The organism is Brachybacterium vulturis (assembly GCF_043641765.1).
GTDB lineage: Bacteria > Actinomycetota > Actinomycetes > Actinomycetales > Dermabacteraceae > Brachybacterium > Brachybacterium vulturis_A.
The window spans coordinates 168,484-190,821 of sequence record NZ_JBHZRO010000006.1 but is presented as its reverse complement, the minus strand read 5'-3'; the positions used below and the strand labels follow the sequence as shown (position 1 = coordinate 190,821).

Below are 22,338 nucleotides of genomic sequence, written 5' to 3'. Positions count from 1 at the left end.
TACGCTCGCGGGGTGGACCGCCCGGACGACCCTTCAGCCCCGCCGGCCGCCGGGACCGTCGCGGCGCCCACCGCGGAGCGGCCCGCAGCGCCCGCCGCAGAGCGTGCCGTGCAGCGGACCCGTCGCCTCGCGCCCGTCGCGCTCGCGCTGGTGGCGACCCTCGCCTACGGCCTGCTGGGCTCCCTGCAGTACCGCCACCTGGTCGCCCGGTCCTGGGACCTGGGGATCTTCACCCAGCTCGCCCGGGCCTACGGCGAGCTGCGCGCCCCGATCGTGCCGATCAAGGGCGATGCGGTGAACCTGCTGGGCGATCATTTCCACCCGCTGCTGGTGCTGCTGGCGCCCGTGTGGTGGGTGTGGCCCTCGGGGGAAGCACTGCTGTGGACGCAGGCGCTGCTGTTCGGGCTCTCCGCGATCCCGCTGACGCGCCTGGCGATCGACCGGCTGGGGCCCGGTCTCGGAACGCTCGCCGGCGGTGCCTATGTGTTCTCCTTCGGGCTGCAGTCCGCGGTCTCGGTGCAGTTCCACGAGATCGCCTTCGCGGTCCCGCTGCTGGCGCTGTCGCTGACAGCGCTGCTGCGCGGGAAGGTCTTCGCAGCCGTGCTCTGGGCGGCGCCGCTGGTCCTCGTCAAGGAGGATCTGGGCCTGACGGTGGCATTGCTGGGGATCCTGATCGCGCTGCGTCATCGCCCGCACCGCGCGGAAGGCATCGCGCTGGCGTGCTGGGGTGCGGGCTGGTTCGTGCTGTCGACCTTCGTGATCCTGCCGTGGTTGAACACCGCCGGGCAGTACGACTACACGGACAACCTGGGCTCGGCGCTGGAGGTGTTCTGGCCGCCGGTGAAATGGTTGACCGTCGCGATGCTGCTGCTGATGGCAGGGGTGATCGGGGGGCGCTCCCCGCTGATCGCTCTGCTGCTCCCCACCCTCGCGTGGCGCTTCACCGGGACGGTCGAGTTCTACTGGGACTGGTACTGGCATTACAACGCCGTGCTGATGCCGATCGCGCTGGCCGCGCTGCTCGACGCGCTCGGGGACCGCAGGACGGGGCGCGCCGCGACCTGGCGGCACCGGGAGGCGCCGCGACCGGTGCGGTGGGTCCGCGTCACCGCGGTCACGGCCTCGGCGGCGGTGACCCTCGCGCTGGGTCCGGCGATGCCGGTGCTGGAGGTGCTGCGGCCCTCGACGTGGGAGCCGACCTGGCGGGCACCGAGCGCGGCCGAGGCGCTGGAGGCGGTGCCCGACGGCGCGGTGCTCGCCGTGGACATCACGCTGCTGGCCCATGCCGTCCCGGACCATGACGTGCAGTGGCTGCACGGCCCCAATCAGCGCGTTCCCGCATGCGTGCTCAGCGACGACTTCGCCTTCTCCTGGTCGGGCACCCCGCCGGCGGATCTCGCGATCTGGGCGGAGCAGGAGTGGGACGTCGCCTATCAGCAGGTGTATGCGGACGGCGGGTTCACGGTGGTGTGCCGGACGTAGCGGCGCGATCTGCCGCCCAGGCGACGAGCGGGCAACGGCTACGGGGTCGGCGGCGCGTCGGCGCTCGGCCCGGCGGCACCGTCACCGGTCTCACCGCTGCCCTCGCCGGGGCTCTCGCCCGTGCTCTCGTCCGGGCTCTCCGAGGGGCTCTCCGTGCCGGGATCCACGGGGTCATCCTGCTCGGTCGATCCCTCCGATCCGGTCTCGTCGGTCGGCTCCTCGGTCGGTGTCTCACTCTCCTCCGCGGTCGGCGCGTCGGTCGCCTCCGGCGTGCGCGACGGCTGCTCCACGGGTGTGGACTCCGGTGCCGCGGGAGTGGTCTGCCCACCGGACCCGTTCCCGGTGGGTGCGACTCCGCGGTCGTTGCCGTGCCCGGAGGTGCCGGAGCCGGAGCCTCCTGTGCGGTGTCCGCTGCCGGACGAGCCGCGGTCCCGGTCGCCTCGGCGCTCCGGGTCTGCCTCGGCGGGGGCCGGGTCGGTGATGGGCGCCGGCGGCTCCTCGGTCGCTGCGGCCTCGGTCTCCGACGGCGTCCCGGTCGGGAGGGACTCGTCCTCCGTCGGCTCCTCCTCGGGGGTGTGTGCGGGAGTCGGCGGTCCGGTCGTCGCCACGGTCCCGCCGCCGTCGGAGGGAGCGGGCGTCAGCGGGTCCGCCTCCGCCGGGCTCTCGGGGGCATCGCCGGCCAGGGCGGAGAGCGGTCCCAGCCCTGCCGCACCGAAGCCGGTGACCGAGCCGACCCCGACGATGCTGGCGACGGCCAGAGCCCGCAGCAGGCTCTGCTGCGAGGTCAGCGGCACCGCGGCGCGGATCCCGGTCGCCCGGCGTCGTTTCGTGCTTCCCCGCATCTGTGACCCCTCTGCACCGCTGCTTGTCGTCAGAGGTCAGCGTACTGTTCCCGCGCCCACTGCCCCATTGCGGGCATCGGGTCTCACACCGGGTCGGCGCGGTCGATGCCTCCTCGGCGTCCGCGGTGCGGGCGGGGATCGGCCTGGGCCTTCGCGCGCAGGCTCCACTCGCGCTCGGCGCGGGCCGAGGCCAGGCGCAGCCGCCAGGGCGAGAGCCGTTCCGCGGCCAGGGCGATCTGCAGACCCCGCGACAGCGCCAGATCCGTGGCCGAGACCGGCAGCGCGGCCAGCTCCGCGGCACGCTCGGGCAGCAGGTGCGCCGTCCCGCAGGCGCTCCAGCGCGCGGCCACCTGGAGGATCCGGCTGCGGTTGTCGAGGATCGAGTGGCGAGCACCGGGGACCTCGAGCAGTCGCGCCGAGGGGATCCGCTCGGCGAGGTCGCGGGCGATATGCGGCGGGGAGACCAGGTCCTGGGTGCCGGTGAGCACCAGGGTCGGGGCGGTGATGGCCGGGGCCAGCTCGTGCAGGTCCAGCTGCTCGCCCCGGAACGGCGGCACGGCCCGGGCCTGCTCGGCCTCGTGCAGCAGCGGATCCAGCGGGCCGCCGTCGGCGTGGTGCCCACCGCCCAGCTCGGTGTGCGCGATGCGTGCGGTGAGATCCTGCTCGACGACATAGGGCGTGGACTGCAGCCACGCCTGGTTCAGCACCTGGCGCACGCTGGTCCAGGTCAGACTCCCGCGGCCCACAGCGAGCAGATCGACCAGCTCCCGCACCGCCTGCGGCCCGCCGTGCTCGTGGACGGCCAGCACCACGGGACCGGCTCGCAGCGCGTCGATCGTGCCCTCCTGGTCCAGCCGCCGCAGGGTCCGCGCGGTGGTGGCGGTCGCCGGCTCGGTCCCGTCCCAGTACCGGTCCCGCAGCGCCTGCTGGGCGATGGCCTCGTCCCCGGCACTGGTCAGCGGGGAGTCGAGCACGAGGGAGTGCACCCGCTGCGGGTGCAGGATCGCGAGCATCTGGGCGAGGTAGGCGCCGTAGCCGCTGCCCACCACCGCGACCCTCTCGACCCGCGCATGGTCGAGCACGGCGAGCAGGTCCCCGATCACCTCGCGCAGGGTCATCACCTGCGCCGGCAGATCCGCGCCGGTCGCATCGAGCCGCGACAGACCCACCCCGCGGTGCTCCATCATCAGCACGTCCAGCCCGCGTCCGGCAAGGCTGCGGCGCAGCACGTCGTAGGGCAGCACCGAGGCGCGGGAGGGTCCGTCGGGGAGCAGCAGCACCGGCACCTGCGGCCGAGCGATGCCCGAGGGCGGCCGCACCCGCGCGGGCCTGCCCGCGCGCGGACGCGGTGACCCGGCGCGCGCACGACGCGGGACGGTGCGGGCATAGCGCAGCGGGAACAGCCGCGGATCCTGGGCCGAGAACTCCCGGTAGACGGTCATCAGGTCGTTGCGCAGCTGGAGCAGGTCGTCCTGCGCCGCCCGGTCGAAGAAATCGGGCGTCAGGGACAGCGCGGAGGCCGGTGACACGGGGGCGGCGCTCACTCCCCGGTCCGTCCGTCCCGCAGCGGCGGCTCCGGACACCCGCCGGACCCGGTCACGAGTCCGCCCCGATCGTGGCCCAGAGGAAGGTGTACAGCAGAGCGTTCATCCGGGCCGCCTGCTCATTGGTGGCCGCTCCCCCGTGGCCGCCCTCGATGTTCTCCCAGTAGCGCACGTCCGCCGAGAGGGACTCCAGGGCGGCGGTGAACTTCCGGGCGTGTCCGGGGTGGACGCGGTCATCGCGGGTGGAGGTCAGCACGAAGGTGGGCGGGTACTCCTCGGCGCGGTCCTCCGCGAGCAGGTGGTAGGGGCTGACGGTGCGCAGGTGCTCCCAGTCCTCGGTGTCCGGGTCCCCGTACTCGGCCATCCAGGACGCCCCGGCGAGCAGGTGGCTGTAGCGTTTCATATCCAGCAGCGGCACCTGGATGATCACTGCCCCGAACAGCTCCGGATACTGGGTGAGCATGTTGCCGGTGAGCAGGCCGCCGTTGGAGCCGCCGCGCACGGCGAGGTGATCGCGGTCGGTGACCCCGCGCTCGAGCAGGTCCTTCGCCACCGAGGAGAAGTCCTCGTAGGCGCGGTGGCGATGCTCCTTGAGCGCGGCCTGGTGCCAGCGCGGGCCGTACTCGCCGCCCCCGCGAATGTTGGCCAGCACGTAGGTGCCGCCCCGTTCGAGCCAGGCCTTGCCGATCCCGCCGAGGTACGACGGGGTCAGGGAGATCTCGAAGCCGCCGTAGCCGTACAGCAGCGTGGGCCGCGGGCCCTGCGAACCCGTCTCGTCCGCCGCCTCGAGCCGGGAGATCTCGAAGTAGGGGATGCGGGTGCCGTCGTCGCTGGTCGCGAAGTGCTGGCTGACATCGAGCCCCGCGGCGTCGAAGCGCGCCGGGGCGGACTTGATCAGTGCGGGCTCCCCGGCCGCCCCCTCGCCCGCGACCGCGGAGAGATCACCCAGCAGCAGCCGGGTGGGCTCGATGAAATCCGTGACGGTCACCCACACCTCGTCGCTCTCGTCGGCGTCGACCGCGGCGACCCCGAGCGCCCCCCGCAGCTCGGGGTACAGGTCCTGGCGCACCCAGGTGCCGTGCTCGTCGCGGGTATGGACCTCGAGGCGGTGCACCACGTCCTCGAGGATCGAGAGCACCACCGTGGTGCGGGTGATCGTCATATCCGCCAGCGAGGTGGTCGCGGTGGGCTCGAACAGCATGTGCAGCGCGGGCTCGCCGTCCTGGAAGCGGGCGAAGTCGCCGACCACCAGGGAGCCGGAGGGGTAGGTCGACTCCCCGATCGTCCAGTCGCTGCGCGGGGAGAAGATACCCAGGTCCCGGTGCGCGGTGGCCTCGAGGTCGGCGGGGACGTCGACCTGCTGCAGCACGGGCGGCTGCTGCGAACGGTCCACCACGTGCACCGTCATGTCGTAGAAGGCGTGCGCCTCGATCACCCAGTCCCGCTCCCAGCCGGGGGTCGAGTCGTGCGCGGCGAAGACGGCCATGTCCGACTCGGGCACCTCGTGGACCAGCTCCGCCTCCTCCAGCGGGGTGCCGCGATGCCAGATCCGGGCCTGCCGGGCGTAACCGGAGCTGGTCATGGTGCCCTCGCCGAAATCGGTCGCGACCCATACGGTGTCGGCGTCGATCCAGCTCAGAGAGCCCTTGGCCTCAGGGCGCTCGAAGCCGCCCTCGGCCTCCGGCACGAACCGGCGGGTCTCGAGGTCGAACTCGCGGGTGACGTCGGCGTCCGCCCCGCCGTGGGAGAGGTCGATCAGGGCGCGGCGATAGACCTCCACCGCCTCGCCCGCCTCGTCCTGCTCGGGGCGCAGCAGGCGGGCGCCGTGCCACACCCAGTCCTCGCCCTCGGCCTCGTTCAGCGCATCGACGTCCAGCAGCACATCCCACTCGGGATCGTCGGTGCGGTAGGAGTCCAGGGTGGTGCGTCGCCACAGCCCGCGCTCGTGCTCGGCGTCGGTCCAGAAGTTGTACAGGAAGTCGCCGCGCTTGGTGACGCCCGGGATGCGGTCCTTCGCGTCGAGGATCTCCAGGATCTGGTCCTGCAGCGTCGCGGCCAGCGGCGGCCCGGAGGGGTCCTGCGGATCCGCGACCGCGTCGAGCTCGGTCTCGGCGCCGGTATTGCGCTCCTTCACCCAGGCCAGTGCGTCCTCGCCGGTGACCTCCTCGAGCCACTGATGGGGATCGGTGCTGCCGTCGGCGGCGGGAAGCTGCGGGTGGGTGGGCGGGGCGGTGTCGGCGTGCGGAGCTGGCTGTGTCATCGGTTCTCCTGGTCGAAGGCGGTGAAGTCGGTCAGGACGCGCTTCCAGGCGGTCTTCCAGACCTCCCGGCCCTCGGCGGTCTCGATGCCCTTGTGCTCGAGACCCAGGGTGCAGCGTCCCTCGTCCTTGGCGGTGATGTTCACCGAGAGCCGCGTCCCGTCAGCCACCTCCGTGCGCCAGTAGCGCCACCTGGCGGTGTCGGTGAGGCGGGGCTCGGCCAGGCCCAGCTCCTCGCGGCGCTCCGGTGTCATGAACGCCTCCCAGCGGTCCCGCACGGAGCCCGGGTCACCGGCCACGGTGCGGGAGGCGGAGGCGGCGAAGTCCCCCTCGCAGCTCTGGCCCACCACACGGCGCCCGATGACCTGCTCGTAGGCCACGGTCACGCCCTGCGCCCACCATCCGCTGATCTCCCACTGCTGCGCCAGCAAGCGGGCGATCGAGGCGTGGTCGAGGTCGCGGCCACCGGCCGCGTCGAGCCGCTGGGTCCACTCGGCCAGCGGCACCCCGGTGGCGCCCTCGATCCGGGCGGCACGGCGGTGCTCCTGCGGAGGGATGCTCATGGGGCCACCCTACGGCGGCGCGGAGGGATCGGCCGCTCCGCGCTCAGGTGTCCAGCGTGATCAGGTGGTTCAGCGGGCCGTAGCCGCCGCCCCGGCGTGAGAGCGTCCAGTCCTGCGCGTTCTCGGTGGCACTGGCGACGAACTCGCGGGCGGAGGCGACGATGGTGACGAGGTCGTCGTCCGCCCCGGCCTGCCCGATCTCCCCCAGCTCACCGGCCCGGTCGAAGCCGGCGATGCGGGCGAGCTGCGCCGCGATCGCTGCCGACAGCGTCGAGCCGGCACCCCGGACCCGGCGGCGGGGATCCCGTCGGGCGCGCAGCAGGTCGGTGCCCCCGGCATGGACAAGCACGTCGACCACGTCCTCACCCTCCAGGCGCCCTCCGGTGATCAGCACGGCGCCCGGCCCCATCGCCTGCAGCGCGAGCGCCTGCTCCCGGATCTCTTCGATCGAGGCGGCCAGCGGCCGACCCAGCAGCTGCGCCGCCTCCGCCATGTTCGGGGTGAGCACGTCCACCAGCGGCAGCAGCTGCTGTCCCAGCGCGCCCGCCCCTTCGGCGGAGATCAGCGGTGTGCCGTGAGCGCTGATCATCACGGGATCCAGGACGATCCGCCCCAGTCGGGCCCGATGCTCCCGCACCGCTCCGGCGACGGCCTCCACCACCGCGGCACTGCCGAGCGCCCCGATCTTGGTCGCATCGAGCCGGAGATCCTCGGCCACCGCGTCGATCTGCCCGCGCACGACGTCCGCCGGCAGCGGGTGGGTGCCGTGGACCTGGTGAGCGGTCACCGTGGTGACCATGCTGACGGCGCTCGCCCCGTACGCACCGAGGGCGGTGAACGTCTTGAGGTCCGCCTGGAGGCCCGCGGCCCCGTCGGATTCCGAGGCGGCGATCGTCAGGACGAGGGGCGGGCGCATGCAGTCTCCATCTCTCGGGATCCCGAACTCCGACGGGGGTGCGGAGCCGGGCAGGGCACGGCGCAGGGCCTGCCCCGTGAGCGGAGAGTACCAACCGCGCCTGGCTCTTCCCTCCCGGCCGCGGCCGGTCCCGCTCCTCGCACTATCCTGAACCCTGCAGCAGGAGCCCGCATGCGAGAATCACTCGGGGCACAGGCGCGGGTGGTGTCAGCAGCGCCCTCGGGGTCGGGGAGGTGACGATGAGGCAGGAGCCAGGTGGCGAGCAGCGACCGACGGGATCCGGGCTGCCCGATTTCTCCGGGTCGTCCTCCGACGGCCTTCCCCGCGTCGACCCCGACCACGGCCCGACCACCCTCGGCGCGCCGAGCGAGCGCGCGCTGCGACGCTCCCGCACCACCGTGCTCGCCGTCATCAGCGGCTCCGTGGTGCTGCTCGCGGTGATCGCGCTGATCCTGTCCCAGACCGTCTTCCGCTCGGCCCTGGACGATCCCGATCCCACCGCATTCCCGACCGGCGAGCGCTCGGCCGGAGGCCGCTCCGAGTACGTGCCGGACCCGCAGGAGCCGGAGATCGCTCCTCCCCCGCCGATCTTCACTCAGGCGCCGACCACCGACTGCACCGTTCCGGAGCACCTGCCGGCCGCCCCGCCCTCCGCTCCCGGGAAGGTCCGCGGCGGGAATCTCGAGTACACCTCTCCACAGACCTGGGGCGCCGGATGGCCCACGGGAGCTCTGCCCTATCTCACGGAGATCGGCGCCGATGCCCGGAACGTCGAGGGCAACTGGTACAGCGTGGTCAACCTCGGTCGTGTCACCTTCGGCGAGGAGGAGGGCGGCTACCCGGGGCGTGAGAACGCCGCCGTCGCGATCTTCCAGTGCTACGCCACCACCTCGGGCGTCATCGAGTTCTTCGGTGAGACCCCGGAGGTGACCGACTACCGCTCCGAGGCCCTCACCGTGGACGGCGAGGACGCCTGGATCGTCCAGGCCACCTACCATTTCGAGGACCCCGAGAGGCTGCAGACCTCGAGCGCCTCGATCGTCACCTCGATCGTCGTCGAGACGCCGAACGGGCCCAGCGCACTGGCCGGCGATGTCGCCGCCGATCGGCCCGAGCACGTCCAGGACCTCGAGAGCATCATCGCGAGCCTCGACGTCATCGGATGACCGGCAGAGCAGACCCCCGCTGACGACCGAGACGCCCCGCCGAAGGAGCCCCCGTGCACACCGGATCGCAGTTCCCCCCGACCCCGCAGCAGGTGCCCGGTCCCGGCGACCGCGGCACCGCGCTGCTCGTCGGCGGGATCGCCTTCGCCGTCGTGTTCCTGCTGGTCGTGGGGGCCACCGTCAGCTATCTGGTGCTCCGTCCCGGCGGCGGCCAGGACGCAGGCAGCCCACCGGTCACGGGCTCCTCGACCGCGACCGAGGCGGCGACCACCGCAGCGGCGGAAACGGGCTCCCCCGCGCCGACCGACGTCGTGGCGGAGCGCTGCTGGACGCCGGAGGCCGAGCGGAGCTCCGAGAACCCCTCGGGCAAGCTGCGCGGCGGTGGCCTGCAGTTCATCCCGCCGGCCGTCTATGCGCAGCGCATCACCCCGCGCGGGATCGCCTACGCCAATGATCTCCAGGGAGCGCAGGCCCTGGTCGAGGGCTCCTGGTACTCGACCACCTTCGTGGGGGCGGTCCAGTGGCAGCCCGGCATCGAGTACCCCGGGGCGGAATCCGCCTCGCGGATCATCGTCGACTGCCTCTTCTCCGCGAACATCTGGGGCGAGACGCAGGGCCGCACGCTGGACGACGAGATCACGCAGCCGGTGACGATCGCCGGGATCCCCGGGTACCGGACCACCGCCACCGTGAACTTCGCCTCTGATCCGCTGGAGAGGACCGACGCGACCGCGCTGGACGTCGTGGTGCTGGAGACGGACCAGGGGCCCAGCGTCTTCGGGACCGAGACGTCGATCGGCGTCACCGAGCACGAAGCGGCTGCCGAGGCGGCCCACGCCTCGCTCACCGGAGTCTCCTGAGGGTTCCTCAGACCACCGCGGAGGCCAGGCGGCAGAGGTTGTCGAGCACCTGCATCGTCCGCGGCCGCTGCTGCCACTGCTCGAGGGTGAGCTCGCGGCTGCGGGAGCGGTAGGTCCCCTCCACCGCCCGTATCTTCTCCATCGCGTCGGTGCCGCCGATCATCAGCGAGCACTCCATCTGCAGCAGGAACGAGCGGATGTCCATGTTCGAGGAGCCGATCACCGCGACGGAGTCGTCGATGCTGACGTGCTTGGCGTGGAGGATCGTGGGGGCGCGGTACAGCCAGATCTTCACCCCGGCCTCCAGCAGCACCGAGTAGTACGAGCGCTGGGCGTGGAAGACCAGGAACTGGTCCCCGATCTCGGAGACGAACAGCTCGACCTCCACCCCGCGCCGCGCGGCGGTGACCAGGGCCGCGAGCATCGATTCATCGGGCACGAAATAGGGCGAGACGGCGACGATCCGCCGTGTGGCCGAGTAGAACAGCTGGTTGAACAGGGCCAGGTTGTTCTCCGAGACGAAGCCGGGTCCGCTGGGCACCAGCTGGCACTCGTAGGTGCCCGAGGTGTCCGGGGAGGGCCGCACCACCGTCTCCTCCGGGAGCATCTGCTCGGACTCGTAGAACCAGTCGGTGGCGAACAGAAGGTTCAGCTCGGAGACGATCGGACCGCGGAAGCGCGCCATCGTCTCCTGCCAGTGCAGGCCCCGGCGGATGTTCGCGGGCTTGTCGTAGTGGGAGGCGATGAGGTTCTGGCTGCCCATCCAGCCGATCTCGCCGTCCACGATCACCATCTTGCGGTGGTTGCGCAGATCCGGGCGCTGGAAGGCTCCGTCGCGGATGGGCTGGATCGGGTTCATCGGGAAGTGCTCGATGCGATGGGCGTCGAGCATGCGGCCCATCGCCCGGTACTGCGTGCCATGGCTGAGCGCACCCCAGTGGTCGTACAGGACCCGCACCGTGACCCCGGCGTCCGCCCGCTCCGCGAGCGCCGCGAAGAAGTCCTCGGTCGCCTCGTCGAGGCCCATGATGTAGAAGAGCACGTGCACGTGCTCGCGCGCGGAGCGCACGTCGGCCGTCATCGCGGCGATCGAGGCCTCGTAGTCGATCTCGAGATCCGCGGAGTTGTTGCCGGTCAGCGGGAAGGCGCCGAGTTCCCGGTTCAGCCGCACCGCGGACTGCATCCAGCTGGGCACGTCCTCGTCGAGCTCGCTGTCGGGGATGTTCTGCGCCCGCACCCGCATCAGGCGGTTGACGACCTGCTGCTTCTCGCGTCGCGCGCGCGGCAGCCGGGCCTTGCCCAGCAGCAGGTACAGCGGGAAGCCGAGCAGCGGCAGCACCATGATCGCGAGCAGCCAGGCGATCGCCGAGCCGGGGCGCCGGTTCCGCGGCACGATGATCAGGCTCACCAGGCGCAGCACGATGTCCACGGCGAAGTAGACGTACGGGAGCACGAGAGCCCCGTGGTCCATTGCCCACGTCCAGGCGTCGGTCATCGGGGTTCCTCTCGCGGGGAAGCAGAACGGCGGGTCCCGAGGGGACCCGCCGTTCAGCATACGGGCGCGGACCGCGCCCCGCCCGTGCCCTGCTCAGTCTCCGCGCAGGTCAGTCCCCGCGCAGGATCGCGAGGATCCGCAGGATCTCGATGTACATCCACACCATGGTGACCGCGAGCCCGAAGGCGACGCGCCAGGCGTACTTGCGCGGGACCCCGGCCTCGGTCGCGTGCTGGACGTCCTCGAAGTCCATCACCAGCGAGTAGGAGGCCATCACCACGGCGAGACCGCCGATGGCCAGGCCCAGCACCCCGTCGCGCAGGTTCGTGCCGGTCATCAGCATCATCCCGATGTTGACCAGTCCGAACAGCAGGTACGCGATCATCGCGACGAAGAAGATCTTGTTCAGGCGCGGCGAGGTGCGCAGCACCCCCATGCGGAACAGCACCAGCACGGTGCCGGCGACGGCGAGCGTGCCCACCACGGCCTGCAGTGCGATCCCCGGGAAGAAGTACTCCAGGCTGCCGCTGATGCCGCCGAGGAACAGGCCCTCGAAGCCGGCGTAGGCGATCACCGCGATCGGCGAGGGCTGCTTCTTGAAGATGTTGACCAGGGCGGCGACCAGGCCGCCGATCACACCGACCACGGTGGCGACACCGGTGATCGCCAGGCCTGCCTGGGCTCCGGCCTCGCCGGCCACGAGGGCCAGCGCGTAGGGGAGGATGGCGACCGCGAAGCCGACCACGACGATGATGCCGAGGGTCGCGGTGATCGCGTTCAGCGCGTCGCGCATCGTCATCCGGCCGGTGTCGTGACCGGTCGCGGAAGGGCGGGCGTAGAGCGCCTCGAGCGAGTCACCCTGCTGCACCCCCTGCGCGGCGAAGCCCGAGGACCACTGGGTGTCCCGGGCAGGGGCGGCCTGAGCGCTCTGGCCGAACTGGGGGGCGTGGTGGTTCGCGCCGCCCCGCACGGACTGATCGCGGCCGAACACGATGTTGTGGCGTGCCATGTGGCTCCTCACGTGGGATCGGGGGTCCGGGACGGACGCCGTGGGGCGACCGTGGACCGACCCCGGCATCCTACCGTCGGATCCCGAGACCCGGCTGGGTGCGCGCTCTGCTCTGGGCGAAGCGCGCGGCGCGGCCCCGGGACAGAGCGCAGGGGGCTCAGACCGAGCTGATGACCTCACGGAAGCGGCGCAGCCGCTCGTCCTGGCTCGAGAAGAACTCCGTGGGCGTGCCGTCCTGCAGGATCTTCCCGCCCTCGAGGAACAGCACCCGGTCCGCGACCTGCCGGGCGAAGGCCAGGGAATGGGTGACGACCACCAGGGTGCGGTGCTCGGCTGCGAGGTTCGAGAGCACCGCGACCACCTCGGCGGCGAGCTCCGGGTCCAGTGCGGAGGTCGGCTCATCGAAGAGCAGGAAGTCGGGGTCCATGGCCAGGGACCGGGCGATCGCGACCCGCTGCTGCTGACCACCGGAGAGACGGTCGGGATAGGCGTCGACCTTGTCCGCGAGCCCCACCTTCGAGAGCATCTCCCGGCCCCGCTGCTCCGCCTCCTGCCGGGACAGGCCGCGGTTCTCCCGCGGGGCGAGGGTGACGTTGCCGAGCGCGGTGAGGTGGGGGAAGAGATTGAACTGCTGGAACACCATGGTGGAGCGAGAACGGATCGCCCGCACCTGGGCGGTGCTCAGCTTCCCACCCACCCCGATCGGCCCCTCCCCCAGATCGATCGTGCCCGCGTCGGGCTTCTCGAGCAGGTTCAGGCAGCGCAGCAGCGTGGACTTGCCGGATCCGGAAGGGCCCAGGAGCACGGAGGTGGTGCCGCGCTCGACGTCCAGCGAGACGTCGTCGAGGGCGACCAGGTCGCCGAAGGTCTTGCGCAGCCCGCGCACTCGCAGCGGATCGTCAGCGGACATGGGCGGACACCTTCTTCTCCAGCTGGTTCTGTCCGAGGCTGAGCAGAGAGACCAGCGCCAGATAGATCAGCGCGACCTCGACGTACATGATGAGCGGCTCGTAGGTGGTCGCCGCGATCTGCCGGCCCACCTGGAAGACATCGATCAGCGTGATCGCGAACACCAGGCTGGTGCCCTTGACGAGGTCGATGAAGTCGTTGGCGAGCGGGGGCAGCACGATCCGCATGGCCTGCGGGGCGACCACCCTGCGGAAGGTGGCCGCTCGCGTGAGGTTCAGCGACTGGGCGGCCTCGAACTGTCCGCGCGGGATCGAGAGGATCGAGGCGCGGACCGCCTCGGAGGCGTAGGCCCCGGTGTTCAGCGCGAGCGTGACCACCGCCGCGGGGAACGCGGCCAGCTGGATGCCCACGCTGGGCAGGCCGAAGTAGACGATGAACAGCTGCACCACCAGCGGCGTGCCGCGGAACACCTGCACGTACCCCCATGCCAGCGCTTTCAGCGGCGCTGGGGAGTACAGCCGCCCCAGCGCCACCACCACCGCGATCACCAGCGCGATCGCGAAGGACAGCAGCGACAGCGGGACCGTCATCTGCACCAGGGCTGTCAGCAGCCGCGGGAGGGACTGGATCCAGAGGGTGAGGACGTCGGGCATCGAGGTCCTCAGCCCTCGGGGGTGATGTCCTGGCCCACCCACTCCTGGTAGATGGCGGTCAGGGAACCGTCGGACTTCATCTCGGCCAGGATCTCGTTGACCGCGGCCAGCAGGGACTCCTGGCCCTTCTGCAGGATCACGCCGACGGTGACGTCCGTGGGCAGCTCGGCATCCAGCAGGCGGAAGGCCGCGTCAGGATGCTCGTCCTGGTAGGTCCGGAAGGAGATGACATCGTTCGCGGTCGCATCGACCCGCCCCTGGAGCACCAGCTCGATCGCCTCGGCGAAGCCCTGCACGGGGACGATCTCGGCGCCGACCTCCTCCATCTGCGCGGCCCAGTTGCTGGTCGCTGACTGTGCGGCACGCACGCCCTCGAGGTCCTCCAGGGTCTGCAGCTCGGAGTCCTCCGGCACCGCGATGCGGCCGATCGAGCGGGCGTACGGCTCGGAGAAGGCGTACTTCTCCTGTCGTTCCGGGGTGATGCCCACATTGTTGATGACCAGGTCGTAACGGTCCACGTCGAGACCGGCGATGAGCGAGTCCCATTCGGTCTCGATGTACTCGGGCTCGACGCCGAGCCCCGCGGCGATCGCATCGGCGATCTCCTTCTCGAAGCCGACCAGTGCGCCGGTCTCGTCGTGGAAGGCGTAGGGGCGGTAGGTGCCCTCGAGGCCGATCCGGATCGTCCCGTCCTCCTGGATGCGGGTCAGGACGTCCTCGCCGCCCTCGCCATCGGAGCCGCAGGCGGCCAGGAAGCCGGCGATCGAGAGGCCGCCGAGAGCCAGGGCGAGGCGACGGCTGGGGCGTGGAGAGATGGCCATGGAATGCTCCTCATGCGTGGTCGGACGGGCGAAGAAAGCGTGCGACGGGCTCAGCGGGCGGCGGCCAGTGCCTGGTCGAGATCGTCGAGCAGGTCCTGGAGGTCCTCGATGCCGACGCTCAGACGCAGCATCTCGGGGGTGATCCCGGCCGCGACCCGCGCCCGGTCGGTCATGGCCTCATGCGTCATCGTGGCCGGGCGGCAGATCAGGGTCTCGACCCCGCCGAGGCTCACCGCGTAGGCGGGATAGCGCAGCGCCTGGAGGAAGGCGACGCGGTCCAGTCCCCCGGCCAGCTCGAAGGAGAGCACCGCGCCCATGCCGGCGGCCTGGGAGGCATGGATGCGCGCCTCCTCCTCGCTGTGGGAGCCGGGGTACCAGACCTGGGCGACGTCCGCCCGGTCGCGCAGGTGCGCGACGATCGCCTCGGCATTGGTCTGCTGCCGCTCGAGCCGCAGCGGCAGGGTCTTGATCGACTGGATCAGCCGGAAGGAGTCCTGCGGGGCCAGGACCCCGCCCTGCGCCTTCTGCGCCAGCGCGAACGCCTCGGCGAGCGCATCGTCGTTCGTGGTGATGGCACCGGCCAGCAGGTCCGAGTGCCCGGCGAGGTACTTGGTCGCGGACTGCACGACGACGTCGACCCCCAGCTCGAGGGGCCGCTGCAGCACCGGCGACATGAAGGTGTTGTCGACGATCACCAGCGCCCCGTGGCGGTGCGCGAGCTCGACGATGCGTCGCAGATCGGTGATCCGCAGCGTGGGGTTGGCGGGCGTCTCGACGAAGACCGCCCGGGTGCTGGGACCGAAGTCCTCATCGGTGAGCGTGCCGAGGTCGTCGACGAAGCGACCGGTGACACCGCGGCCGGGCAGCACCAGGTCCACCAAGCGGTAGGTCCCGCCGTAGACGCTCGCGGGCAGCAGCACCTCATCCCCGACGACCAGGGTCGACAGGGTCGCCGCGGTGGCCGCCATCCCCGAGGCGAAGGCGAAGCCGTGCTCCGCGCCGTCGAGGGCGGCCAGCACGGTCTCGAGCTGGGCGCGGGTGGGGTTCGCGCCGCGCTGGTAGGCGTAGCCGCCGCTGTCGGTGGCGGGATCCAGCTCGAAGGTGGAGGCGAGGTGCACCGGCGGGACCACGGCTCCATGCTCGAATCCCCTCAGGGTGTGCACGGCGGCGGTCTGGATGTGCACGGCGGCTCCTCGACTCCTCGGATCGGTGGTCGAGCGCCACCCTAGGTCACGGTCCGTCCCGCCCAGGCGTTTCGATGAACAGATGTGACACATAAGCCATAGGAGCAGGCATCAAAAGGCCACCTAATGCGTGAGGCCCGCGTCGACGAGCTCCGCCCGCTCGAGATCTGCGGCATCCTCGGACTGCCCCGACGCCACCACCGGGATCGAACCGGTGTAGGTGCCCTCATGCTCGCGCAGCACGGCCAGGGTGCGCCGGGACCGCAGCTGCAGCGCCACCAGGGTCGCACCGACCAGGACGAACCCGGTGCTCGCCAGCACGATCGCGACCACCATCGGAGCCCGGAAGCCGAGGCCTCCGGCGATCACCGCGCCGCCGAGGGCGGCACCGAGCGCATTGGCGACGTTGAAGGCGGCGTGGTTCAGGGAGGCGCCGAGCACCTCGGAGCGGTGCGCCACCCGGATCAGCCAGGTCTGCAGCGCCGGGCTCAGCGCCGAGCTGGCCGTGTTGACGGCGAAGAAGCCGATCAGCAGGCCGGCCAGCGAGCCAGGGGCCGCGAGGAACAGCCCGACCAGTGCGGCGATGTAGAGCGGGAAGCCCAGCAGCAGGGTGCCCCGCAGGGAGCGGTCGGTGGCGATCCCGCCGAGGATGTTGCCGAGCGTCATGCCCAGCCCGGCCGCGGCGAGCACCCACGGCACCACGCTCGCCGAGGCGCCGGAGACCTGCGTGGTGATGTCGGCGACGTAGCTGAACACGGCGAAGCCGCCGGCGAATCCCACCGCCGCGATGGCCATGACGATCCACAGCTGCACGCGGCGCAGGGCGAGCAGCTCGTCGACCGCGCGGCGCCCCGGGACGGCGAGCTGCGGCGGCAGGGCCCACCGCAGGGCCAGCACGGTGGCCAGGAAGATCCCGGCGATCACCAGGTACACGGCGCGCCACCCCGCGACCTGGCCGAGGGCGGTCATCAGCGGGACCCCGACGAGGTTCGCGACGGTCAGTCCGGACAGCGCCACGGCCACGCCCTTGCCCTGACTGCCGGGCCCCATCAGGGAGGCGGCCAGCAGCGAGGCGACCCCGAAGTAGGCGCCGTGCGGCACCCCGGCGAGGAAGCGGGCGGCCAGGGTGAGCTCGAAGGTGGGCATCAGCGCGGACAGCACGGTCCCGGCGGCGAGCGCGATGGCCAGCGCGGTGATCATCGAGGTCCGGCTCCAGCGCACCGACAGCAGCGCGAGCACCGGCGCGCCGACCACCACGCCGAGGGCGTACGCGGTGATCAGCCCGCCGGCCCGGGCGATGCCCGCCTCGGGGTCGGCGGCCATCTGCGGGCCCAGCAGCCCGTCCGCGATCCCGGGCAGCAGACCCATGGTGGCGAACTCGGAGGCCCCGATGCCCACCCCGCCGAGGGCGAGGGCGAGCAGGGCGAGGGTGCGGCGAGAAGCGGAGAGCTCGTGCGGGGCGGGCTCCGCGACCTGGGCGGAGGTCGGGGTCGACTCGGGCGGCGGGGCCGGGCGGGAAGCGGCGTGGAGCGTCATGGGAGGTCCTCGACGATCGGAGGTGCAGGGTCAGGAGGGCGTCGTCGACCGAGGAGCCACAATAAGCCAACGCTGTTGCGTTACGTCAAGGGAGTGCGGGAGCGGTTCCTCGTCACACGGGCTCCGGGACCCGCCGTCCCGAACCCGGAGCGCGGCCCTGCGATCCGGTGCCGTGCGAGGATGAGCGCCGTGAGACCGACCGGACCGCTGGACCGCGTGGCAGGCGCCCATGACGCCGCCGTGCTCGCCGTCGCCCGGCGCGGCGAACCCGTCGCCCGCACCGGCCTGGCCGACGCCCTGCAGGTCACGCCGCAGGCGATCTCGAAGATCCTCACCCGGCTGATGGACCGTGGACTGATGGCCGAGAGCGGCTCCTTCTCCTCCGGGCCGGGCAAGCCCACCACCCTGTACCGGATCGTTCCCGAGTCCCGGCGGGCGATCGGTCTGCACTTGACCCGGTCCCGGCTGCACGGAGTGGTGGCGGACCTCACGGGGCAGGTGCTGGACCGCCGCAGCATCGGGATCGACCGCGCCCGGCCGGTGCCCGCGCTGATCGCGGACCTCGCCGGGATGGCCCGGGAGCTCGCCCACCACGGCCGGGGGGAGCTGCTGGGCGTGGGCGTCGGGATGCCGGGGCCGGTCGATCCCGTCGAGGGCGTCTTCGGCGGCTCGGCCTCCTCGGCCGATGCCTGGCGGGGCGCGCCGATCCGCGCCCTGCTGCTCGCGGAGCTCGCGCTGCCGGTCCATCTCGACCACGACTCCCGGGCGGCGCTGGTCGGCGAGAGCTGGTCCCAGCCGGGCCTGCTGGACAACGCCGCCCTGGTGCTCGCCGAGGAGGGACTGGGTGCGAGCCTGCGCCTGGACGGCGCGATCGTGCGCGGTGCCCACGCGCAGGCCGGGGAGATCGGGCACACGGTGGTGCGGATGGACGGACTGCCCTGTCCCTGCGGGCGCCGCGGCTGCGCCCAGGCCGAGTACCTCGCCGCCCTCGAGGCCGACGATCTGGAGCGCGCCGCCCGGGTGCTCGCCACCGTGGTGCTGGATCTGGTGCGGCTGGTCGACGTGGACCGGGTGGTGCTCGGCGGCCGCGCCGTCTACGCGCACCACCGGGTGACGATGGAGGCGGTCCGTCGGGCGCTCGACGAGGGGCTGCGCGCCGAGGCCAGGCTCCACGTCGAGGTGCTGCTGTCCACCCGCGGCATCGACCTGATCGCGGCCGGCGCCGCCTGCCAGGTGCTCGAGCACGAGTACGGGCTGCCGACCGCGCTGGTGGGGCCCGAGACGGGCTGAGCGCCCGGCCGGTCCGGTGCGCCGCCGATCCGGCGCTCAGGCGGGGCGGGCGCCGAAGATCGCCGACCCGACCCGGACGATCGTCGCGCCCTCCTCGACCGCGATCTCGAGATCGCCGCTCATGCCCATCGACAGCTCGGTGAGCTCCTCGGCGCCGAGCTGCTCGCGCACGCCGTCCCGCAGCTCCCGCAGCAGGTGCAGCGACGCCCGGACGGCCACGGCGTCGTTGCTGTTGGCCCCGATGGTCATCAGACCGACGGGCCGCAGCGCGGTGCTGGCCCGCAACCGCTCCACGATCGGGGCGATCGCCTCCACGGTGGGGGCGAACCCGCCCTTGGACTGCTCCCCGGAGGTGTTGACCTGCACCAGCACGTCCCGCCGCAGTCCGGCCGTCTCGGCGCGGCGCTCGAGCGCATCGGCGATGCCCTCCCGGTCCACGCTGTGGATCGTCTCCGCGAAGGCCACCACGTCCCGGGCCTTGTTGGACTGCAGGCGGCCGATGAAGTGGCGGGGCACGCCGTTGTCCGCCAGCAGCGCCTCGGCGTGCTTGGCGATCTCCTGGGCACGGTTCTCCCCCACCGCGACCGGGCGCTCCCGCTCGCGCAGCAGCTCGACCGCCACGGCGATCTCCGCCGGGGAGCGGGTCTTGGTGGCCAGCAGCACGGTGATCCCGCGGCCGTCGCGGCCCACGCGGGCAGCGGCGGCGTCGATCCGCGCGAGCACCTCGTCGAGGCGGGCCGCGAGCTGCTGGCGGTGCTCGTTCGCCAGGGCAGTGTCGTCGGCAGAGACGGTGTCGTCGGCAGAGACGGAGTCGTCGGCAGGGGAGGTCATGCCCACCATTGTGGCCGATGTTGACCCCTCCCCGTGCGCCGCTCGCGCGCCCCGTGCCGAGGGTCGGGGACGGGCTGGTCGGGGACGGGCGCCCTGGCAAGGACTACGGCAGATATGGCATACAGGTCGCTCCCGCGCCGCTATCCGACGAGCCGCTGGCGCTGGTGCCCCAGTGGCGCCGCCAGCAGTGCCCCCAGTGCCCCCAGTGGGACTCGAACCCACACTGCGCCGATTTTAAGTCGGCCGCCTCTGCCGATTGGGCTATGGGGGCGTGGAGCGGCGCGGACGCACCGCAGCTTCTCACAGCGGGTCAGCCTATGCTGGAATACATCATGACCGCTGTGATCCGGTCCCTCGCGGACTCCCTGCGACGGTTCGGCGACGACCGGCTCGAGGCCCTGCTCGTCGCCCGACCGGATCTCGCCTCGCCCCTTCCCCGCGGGATCGGCCCGCTCGCCGCCCGTGCCGGGGGCGCCACCTCCGCCCGTCGCGCGCTGGAGGCGCTGACCCTGCCCGAGCTGCACCTGGTGGAGGCTCTCGCCGTCCTCGAGGACGGCAGCTCCCCCTCGCAGCTGGCCGCCGCCGTCTCCTCGGACGCGGCGACGATCGCCCCCGCCCTCGAACGGCTGATCACCCTCGCGGTGGTCTGGGGCGAGGACGAGCTGTCCCTGATCCGGCCGCTGCGCGACGGACTGCGCAGCCCCGCGGGACTCGCGCCGCCCTCGCCCGAGGATCCCTCGGCCGAGGAGGCGCGCCAGCGCGTGCAGCGGGCGAGGAGGGAGCATCCCGAGGCGCTCGAGGCACTCGCCTGGGGCCCCAGCATCGTCACCGGGCACGGCCGGCTCGCCCGGGATCTGCGGGCCGCCGGCATCGTGGTCGCCGACGGCGAGGAGCTGCACCTCCCCCGCCCGATCCACCTCGCCCTGCGCGACGGGCGGGTGCGCCGCACCCATGCCGCCCGGCGCCCCGCCCCGACCGGCCCCGAGCGCACGGAGCGGGTCCCCGGCTCCCGCACCGCCCAGGCCGTCGAGCACGCCTTCGAGGCGCTGCGCCTGCTGAGCACGGTGCGCGGCTTCGACGAGGACCCGCCCGGGGTGCTGCGCCGCGGCGGCCTGCCGCAGCGGGATCTACGACGCCTGGCCGAACGGGCCGGCACCGCCGTGCCGGTCCTGGCGACCGTGCTGCAGTCCGCCTGGCAGGCGGGGCTGATCGGGCACGACGGCCAGGAATGGCATCCCACCAAGGACTGGGACGCCCACCGGCAGCTGACCGCCGAGCAGCGCTGGGCCGAGCTGGTGCTGGCCTGGGCCCGCGGCCACCACGTGGCCGCGGTGGTCGGCACCCCGGACCCCTCCGGCACCGGGCGCTCCCTGCTCTCGGACCTCACCCGCCGCGACGGGGTGCGCACCCGGCGCGGCAGCCTGCTGCGCCTGCTGCGCACCTCCCCCACCGTCGACGCGACCGAGGACTCCCTCGCCGCCGCGCTCGCCTGGGCGTTCCCGCTGGTCCCCGCCGAGGTGATCCGCGAGGAGACCGCTGCCCTGCTGCTCGAGGGCGAGGCGCTCGGCGTGCTCGACGGCGGAGCCCTCACCGTGCTCGGTCAGGAACTGGTCCTCGCCCTGGACGAGGAGATCACCCGCGCCGATGACCGGCTCGCCGCCGCGCTCCGGGAGGCCGCTCCGCCGCCGGTGGCGGAGGTGCTGCTGGATGCCGATCTCACCGTCGTGGTCCCGGGGCGGCCCGCCGAGTCCCTGCTGTCACTGCTGGACTGGACGGAGATGGTCTCCCGCGGCGGGGCGCTCACCCTGCGCTTCACCACGGCCTCCGTGCGTCGTGCGCTCGCGGACGGCCGCGACGGCGAGGTGCTGCTGGCGCTGCTGGCGGAGGTCTCCCGCTCCCCCGTCCCGCAGTCGCTGACCTATCTGCTGCGCGATGAGCAGCGGCGCCACGGCCGCGTCCAGGTCTCCCGGGCCACCACCGTGCTCACTGCGGAGGCGGAGGTGCTCGATCTGCTGCAGGTCGCGCCCGAGGCGGCCGCCCTCGGACTGCACCGACTCGCCCCCACGGTCGCCGTCACCCTCTCGGATCCGGGTTTCGCGCTCCAGGTGTCCCGTCAGGCGGGCCTGTCCCCGCAGGCCGTGGGGCCCGACGGCCGTCCCGTGGCGGAGGAGCTGACCCATTCCCTCCGCGGTGGTCCGGTGGAACCTGATCTGGTGACCATCGAGGGACCCGAGCTCCGAGTGCCCGCGGCCGAGGCGGTCGCCCGGCTCCGGGCCGCGGAGGAGGGCGGCGCCGACCTCTCCGTCACCGATCGGCTGCTGGACGCGATCGCCCGCAGCGACCAGATCCCGCTCGGCATCGTCGACGGGCGCGGCGGCGTGGTGGTCACGCAGGCCCAGCCGCTCTCCCTCGAGGGAGGAAGGCTGCGGGCCCGCGAGGCCGGACGCGACGAGGAGTTCACGGTGCTGGTCCACCGGGTGACGCTCGGCTGATCCATCACCTCAGGTCACGGACACGCCATGGGGAGTCCTCCCCATGGCAGGGACCCCCTGGTCCACGTAGTATTTCGCTCGTCAGGTCGGGGAGCGCGCGGACCGCCGAACGCGCGACAGCACCCGACCTGGACAGGGGCCCACTCGCGGGCCCTGCGCTCAGACCATCAGGACGAAGGGGATTCCCATGACCTCACCCACCTCGGGCTACGACATCGAAGGCATCAAGAAGAAGGCGCTGATCTGGACGATCGTCGGCTTCATCTGCGGCGGCGTCATCGCCGGCGTCTTCGGACTGCTCGGCTACCTCAAGGCCGACACCGAGCCGGAGACGGCACAGAAGTTCACGAAGTGGGCGATGATCATCACGATCATCGTGCTGGCCCTCTATGTCCTGCTCTTCGTCGGCAGCATTCTGCTCGGCGTGATGGGTGCGGCCACCGGGATGTGAGCCGCTTTCCCGATGACTGAAGGCCCCGGACCGCGCT

Annotated in this window: 19 protein-coding genes and 1 tRNA gene; 6 read left to right on the top strand and 14 right to left on the bottom strand. The window is 72.4% G+C overall.

The window, feature by feature from the left end:
• Positions 1 to 12: 12 nt before the first annotated feature.
• Entirely contained in the window at positions 13 to 1,482 is a 1,470-nt protein-coding gene (locus tag ACHUEU_RS06810) for a DUF2079 domain-containing protein (RefSeq protein WP_394215152.1), read from the top strand.
• Between the two features lie 38 nt (positions 1,483 to 1,520).
• Here the strand turns inward: ACHUEU_RS06810 and ACHUEU_RS06805 are convergent, their stop codons facing one another.
• From ACHUEU_RS06805 to thiD, 5 genes are all read right to left on the bottom strand, one after another.
• On the bottom strand, positions 1,521 to 2,324 hold the full coding sequence (locus ACHUEU_RS06805; RefSeq protein ID WP_394215151.1) for a hypothetical protein: 804 nt from the start codon (positions 2,322 to 2,324) through the stop codon (positions 1,521 to 1,523).
• Between the two features lie 83 nt (positions 2,325 to 2,407).
• Complete coding sequence (locus tag ACHUEU_RS06800) at positions 2,408 to 3,868, bottom strand: alpha/beta fold hydrolase (protein WP_394215150.1); 1,461 nt, start codon at positions 3,866 to 3,868, stop codon at positions 2,408 to 2,410.
• Positions 3,869 to 3,920: 52 nt separating this feature from the next.
• A complete protein-coding gene (locus ACHUEU_RS06795; RefSeq protein ID WP_394215149.1) occupies positions 3,921 to 6,128 on the bottom strand; it encodes a prolyl oligopeptidase family serine peptidase in 2,208 nt (735 codons plus the stop codon).
• A complete protein-coding gene (locus tag ACHUEU_RS06790) occupies positions 6,125 to 6,688 on the bottom strand; it encodes a hypothetical protein (protein WP_394215148.1) in 564 nt (187 codons plus the stop codon). Before ACHUEU_RS06790 ends, ACHUEU_RS06795 begins: the two co-directional genes overlap by 4 nt.
• 43 nt (positions 6,689 to 6,731) lie before the next feature.
• Positions 6,732 to 7,604 carry a bifunctional hydroxymethylpyrimidine kinase/phosphomethylpyrimidine kinase gene (thiD, locus tag ACHUEU_RS06785; RefSeq protein WP_394215147.1) on the bottom strand — a complete coding sequence of 291 codons (873 nt, stop codon included), beginning with the start codon at positions 7,602 to 7,604 and terminating at the stop codon, positions 6,732 to 6,734.
• Positions 7,605 to 7,843: 239 nt separating this feature from the next.
• Here thiD and ACHUEU_RS06780 point away from each other — a divergent pair, with 239 nt between their 5' ends.
• Together ACHUEU_RS06780 and ACHUEU_RS06775 are read left to right on the top strand one after the other, a co-directional pair.
• Complete coding sequence (locus tag ACHUEU_RS06780; protein ID WP_394215146.1) at positions 7,844 to 8,770, top strand: hypothetical protein; 927 nt, start codon at positions 7,844 to 7,846, stop codon at positions 8,768 to 8,770.
• A gap of 53 nt (positions 8,771 to 8,823) precedes the next feature.
• Positions 8,824 to 9,630 (top strand): hypothetical protein, encoded by an 807-nt coding sequence (locus ACHUEU_RS06775; RefSeq protein WP_394215145.1) that lies wholly within the window; start codon positions 8,824 to 8,826, stop codon positions 9,628 to 9,630.
• A 7-nt stretch (positions 9,631 to 9,637) separates the two neighbouring features.
• Here ACHUEU_RS06775 and cls read toward each other — a convergent pair whose 3' ends face one another.
• The 7 genes from cls to ACHUEU_RS06740 all read right to left on the bottom strand — a co-directional run bounded on the left by cls (position 9,638) and on the right by ACHUEU_RS06740 (position 17,237).
• Positions 9,638 to 11,125 (bottom strand): cardiolipin synthase, encoded by a 1,488-nt coding sequence (gene cls / locus ACHUEU_RS06770; protein WP_394215144.1) that lies wholly within the window; start codon positions 11,123 to 11,125, stop codon positions 9,638 to 9,640.
• Positions 11,126 to 11,234: 109 nt separating this feature from the next.
• Positions 11,235 to 12,134, bottom strand: coding sequence for a Bax inhibitor-1/YccA family protein (locus ACHUEU_RS06765; protein ID WP_394215143.1), 900 nt, complete (start codon positions 12,132 to 12,134; stop codon positions 11,235 to 11,237).
• Positions 12,135 to 12,291: 157 nt separating this feature from the next.
• Positions 12,292 to 13,044 carry an amino acid ABC transporter ATP-binding protein gene (locus ACHUEU_RS06760; RefSeq protein WP_394215142.1) on the bottom strand — a complete coding sequence of 251 codons (753 nt, stop codon included), beginning with the start codon at positions 13,042 to 13,044 and terminating at the stop codon, positions 12,292 to 12,294.
• Positions 13,034 to 13,696 (bottom strand): amino acid ABC transporter permease, encoded by a 663-nt coding sequence (locus tag ACHUEU_RS06755; RefSeq protein ID WP_394215141.1) that lies wholly within the window; start codon positions 13,694 to 13,696, stop codon positions 13,034 to 13,036. The genes ACHUEU_RS06760 and ACHUEU_RS06755 overlap by 11 nt, the downstream gene beginning before the upstream one ends.
• An 8-nt stretch (positions 13,697 to 13,704) precedes the next feature.
• A complete protein-coding gene (locus ACHUEU_RS06750; protein WP_394215140.1) occupies positions 13,705 to 14,517 on the bottom strand; it encodes a transporter substrate-binding domain-containing protein in 813 nt (270 codons plus the stop codon).
• A gap of 50 nt (positions 14,518 to 14,567) precedes the next feature.
• Positions 14,568 to 15,701 carry a trans-sulfuration enzyme family protein gene (locus ACHUEU_RS06745; protein WP_394215139.1) on the bottom strand — a complete coding sequence of 378 codons (1,134 nt, stop codon included), beginning with the start codon at positions 15,699 to 15,701 and terminating at the stop codon, positions 14,568 to 14,570.
• 123 nt (positions 15,702 to 15,824) lie between these two features.
• Positions 15,825 to 17,237, bottom strand: coding sequence for an MFS transporter (locus ACHUEU_RS06740; RefSeq protein WP_394215138.1), 1,413 nt, complete (start codon positions 17,235 to 17,237; stop codon positions 15,825 to 15,827).
• A gap of 180 nt (positions 17,238 to 17,417) precedes the next feature.
• Between ACHUEU_RS06740 and ACHUEU_RS06735 the strand changes: the two genes are divergently transcribed.
• Complete coding sequence (locus tag ACHUEU_RS06735) at positions 17,418 to 18,527, top strand: ROK family transcriptional regulator (RefSeq protein WP_394215137.1); 1,110 nt, start codon at positions 17,418 to 17,420, stop codon at positions 18,525 to 18,527.
• A 36-nt stretch (positions 18,528 to 18,563) separates the two neighbouring features.
• Here ACHUEU_RS06735 and ACHUEU_RS06730 read toward each other — a convergent pair whose 3' ends face one another.
• Together ACHUEU_RS06730 and ACHUEU_RS06725 are read right to left on the bottom strand one after the other, a co-directional pair.
• Positions 18,564 to 19,358, bottom strand: a complete 795-nt coding sequence (locus ACHUEU_RS06730; protein ID WP_394215136.1) for a YggS family pyridoxal phosphate-dependent enzyme — start codon at positions 19,356 to 19,358, stop codon at positions 18,564 to 18,566.
• A gap of 197 nt (positions 19,359 to 19,555) precedes the next feature.
• A tRNA-Leu gene (locus ACHUEU_RS06725) sits at positions 19,556 to 19,629 on the bottom strand.
• A 61-nt stretch (positions 19,630 to 19,690) separates the two neighbouring features.
• On the opposite strand from ACHUEU_RS06725, the gene ACHUEU_RS06720 reads away from it, so the two are divergent.
• Complete coding sequence (locus ACHUEU_RS06720; protein WP_394215135.1) at positions 19,691 to 21,850, top strand: helicase-associated domain-containing protein; 2,160 nt, start codon at positions 19,691 to 19,693, stop codon at positions 21,848 to 21,850.
• Between the two features lie 187 nt (positions 21,851 to 22,037).
• Complete coding sequence (locus tag ACHUEU_RS06715) at positions 22,038 to 22,301, top strand: hypothetical protein (RefSeq protein WP_394215134.1); 264 nt, start codon at positions 22,038 to 22,040, stop codon at positions 22,299 to 22,301.
• The last annotated feature ends 37 nt before the right edge of the window (positions 22,302 to 22,338 follow it).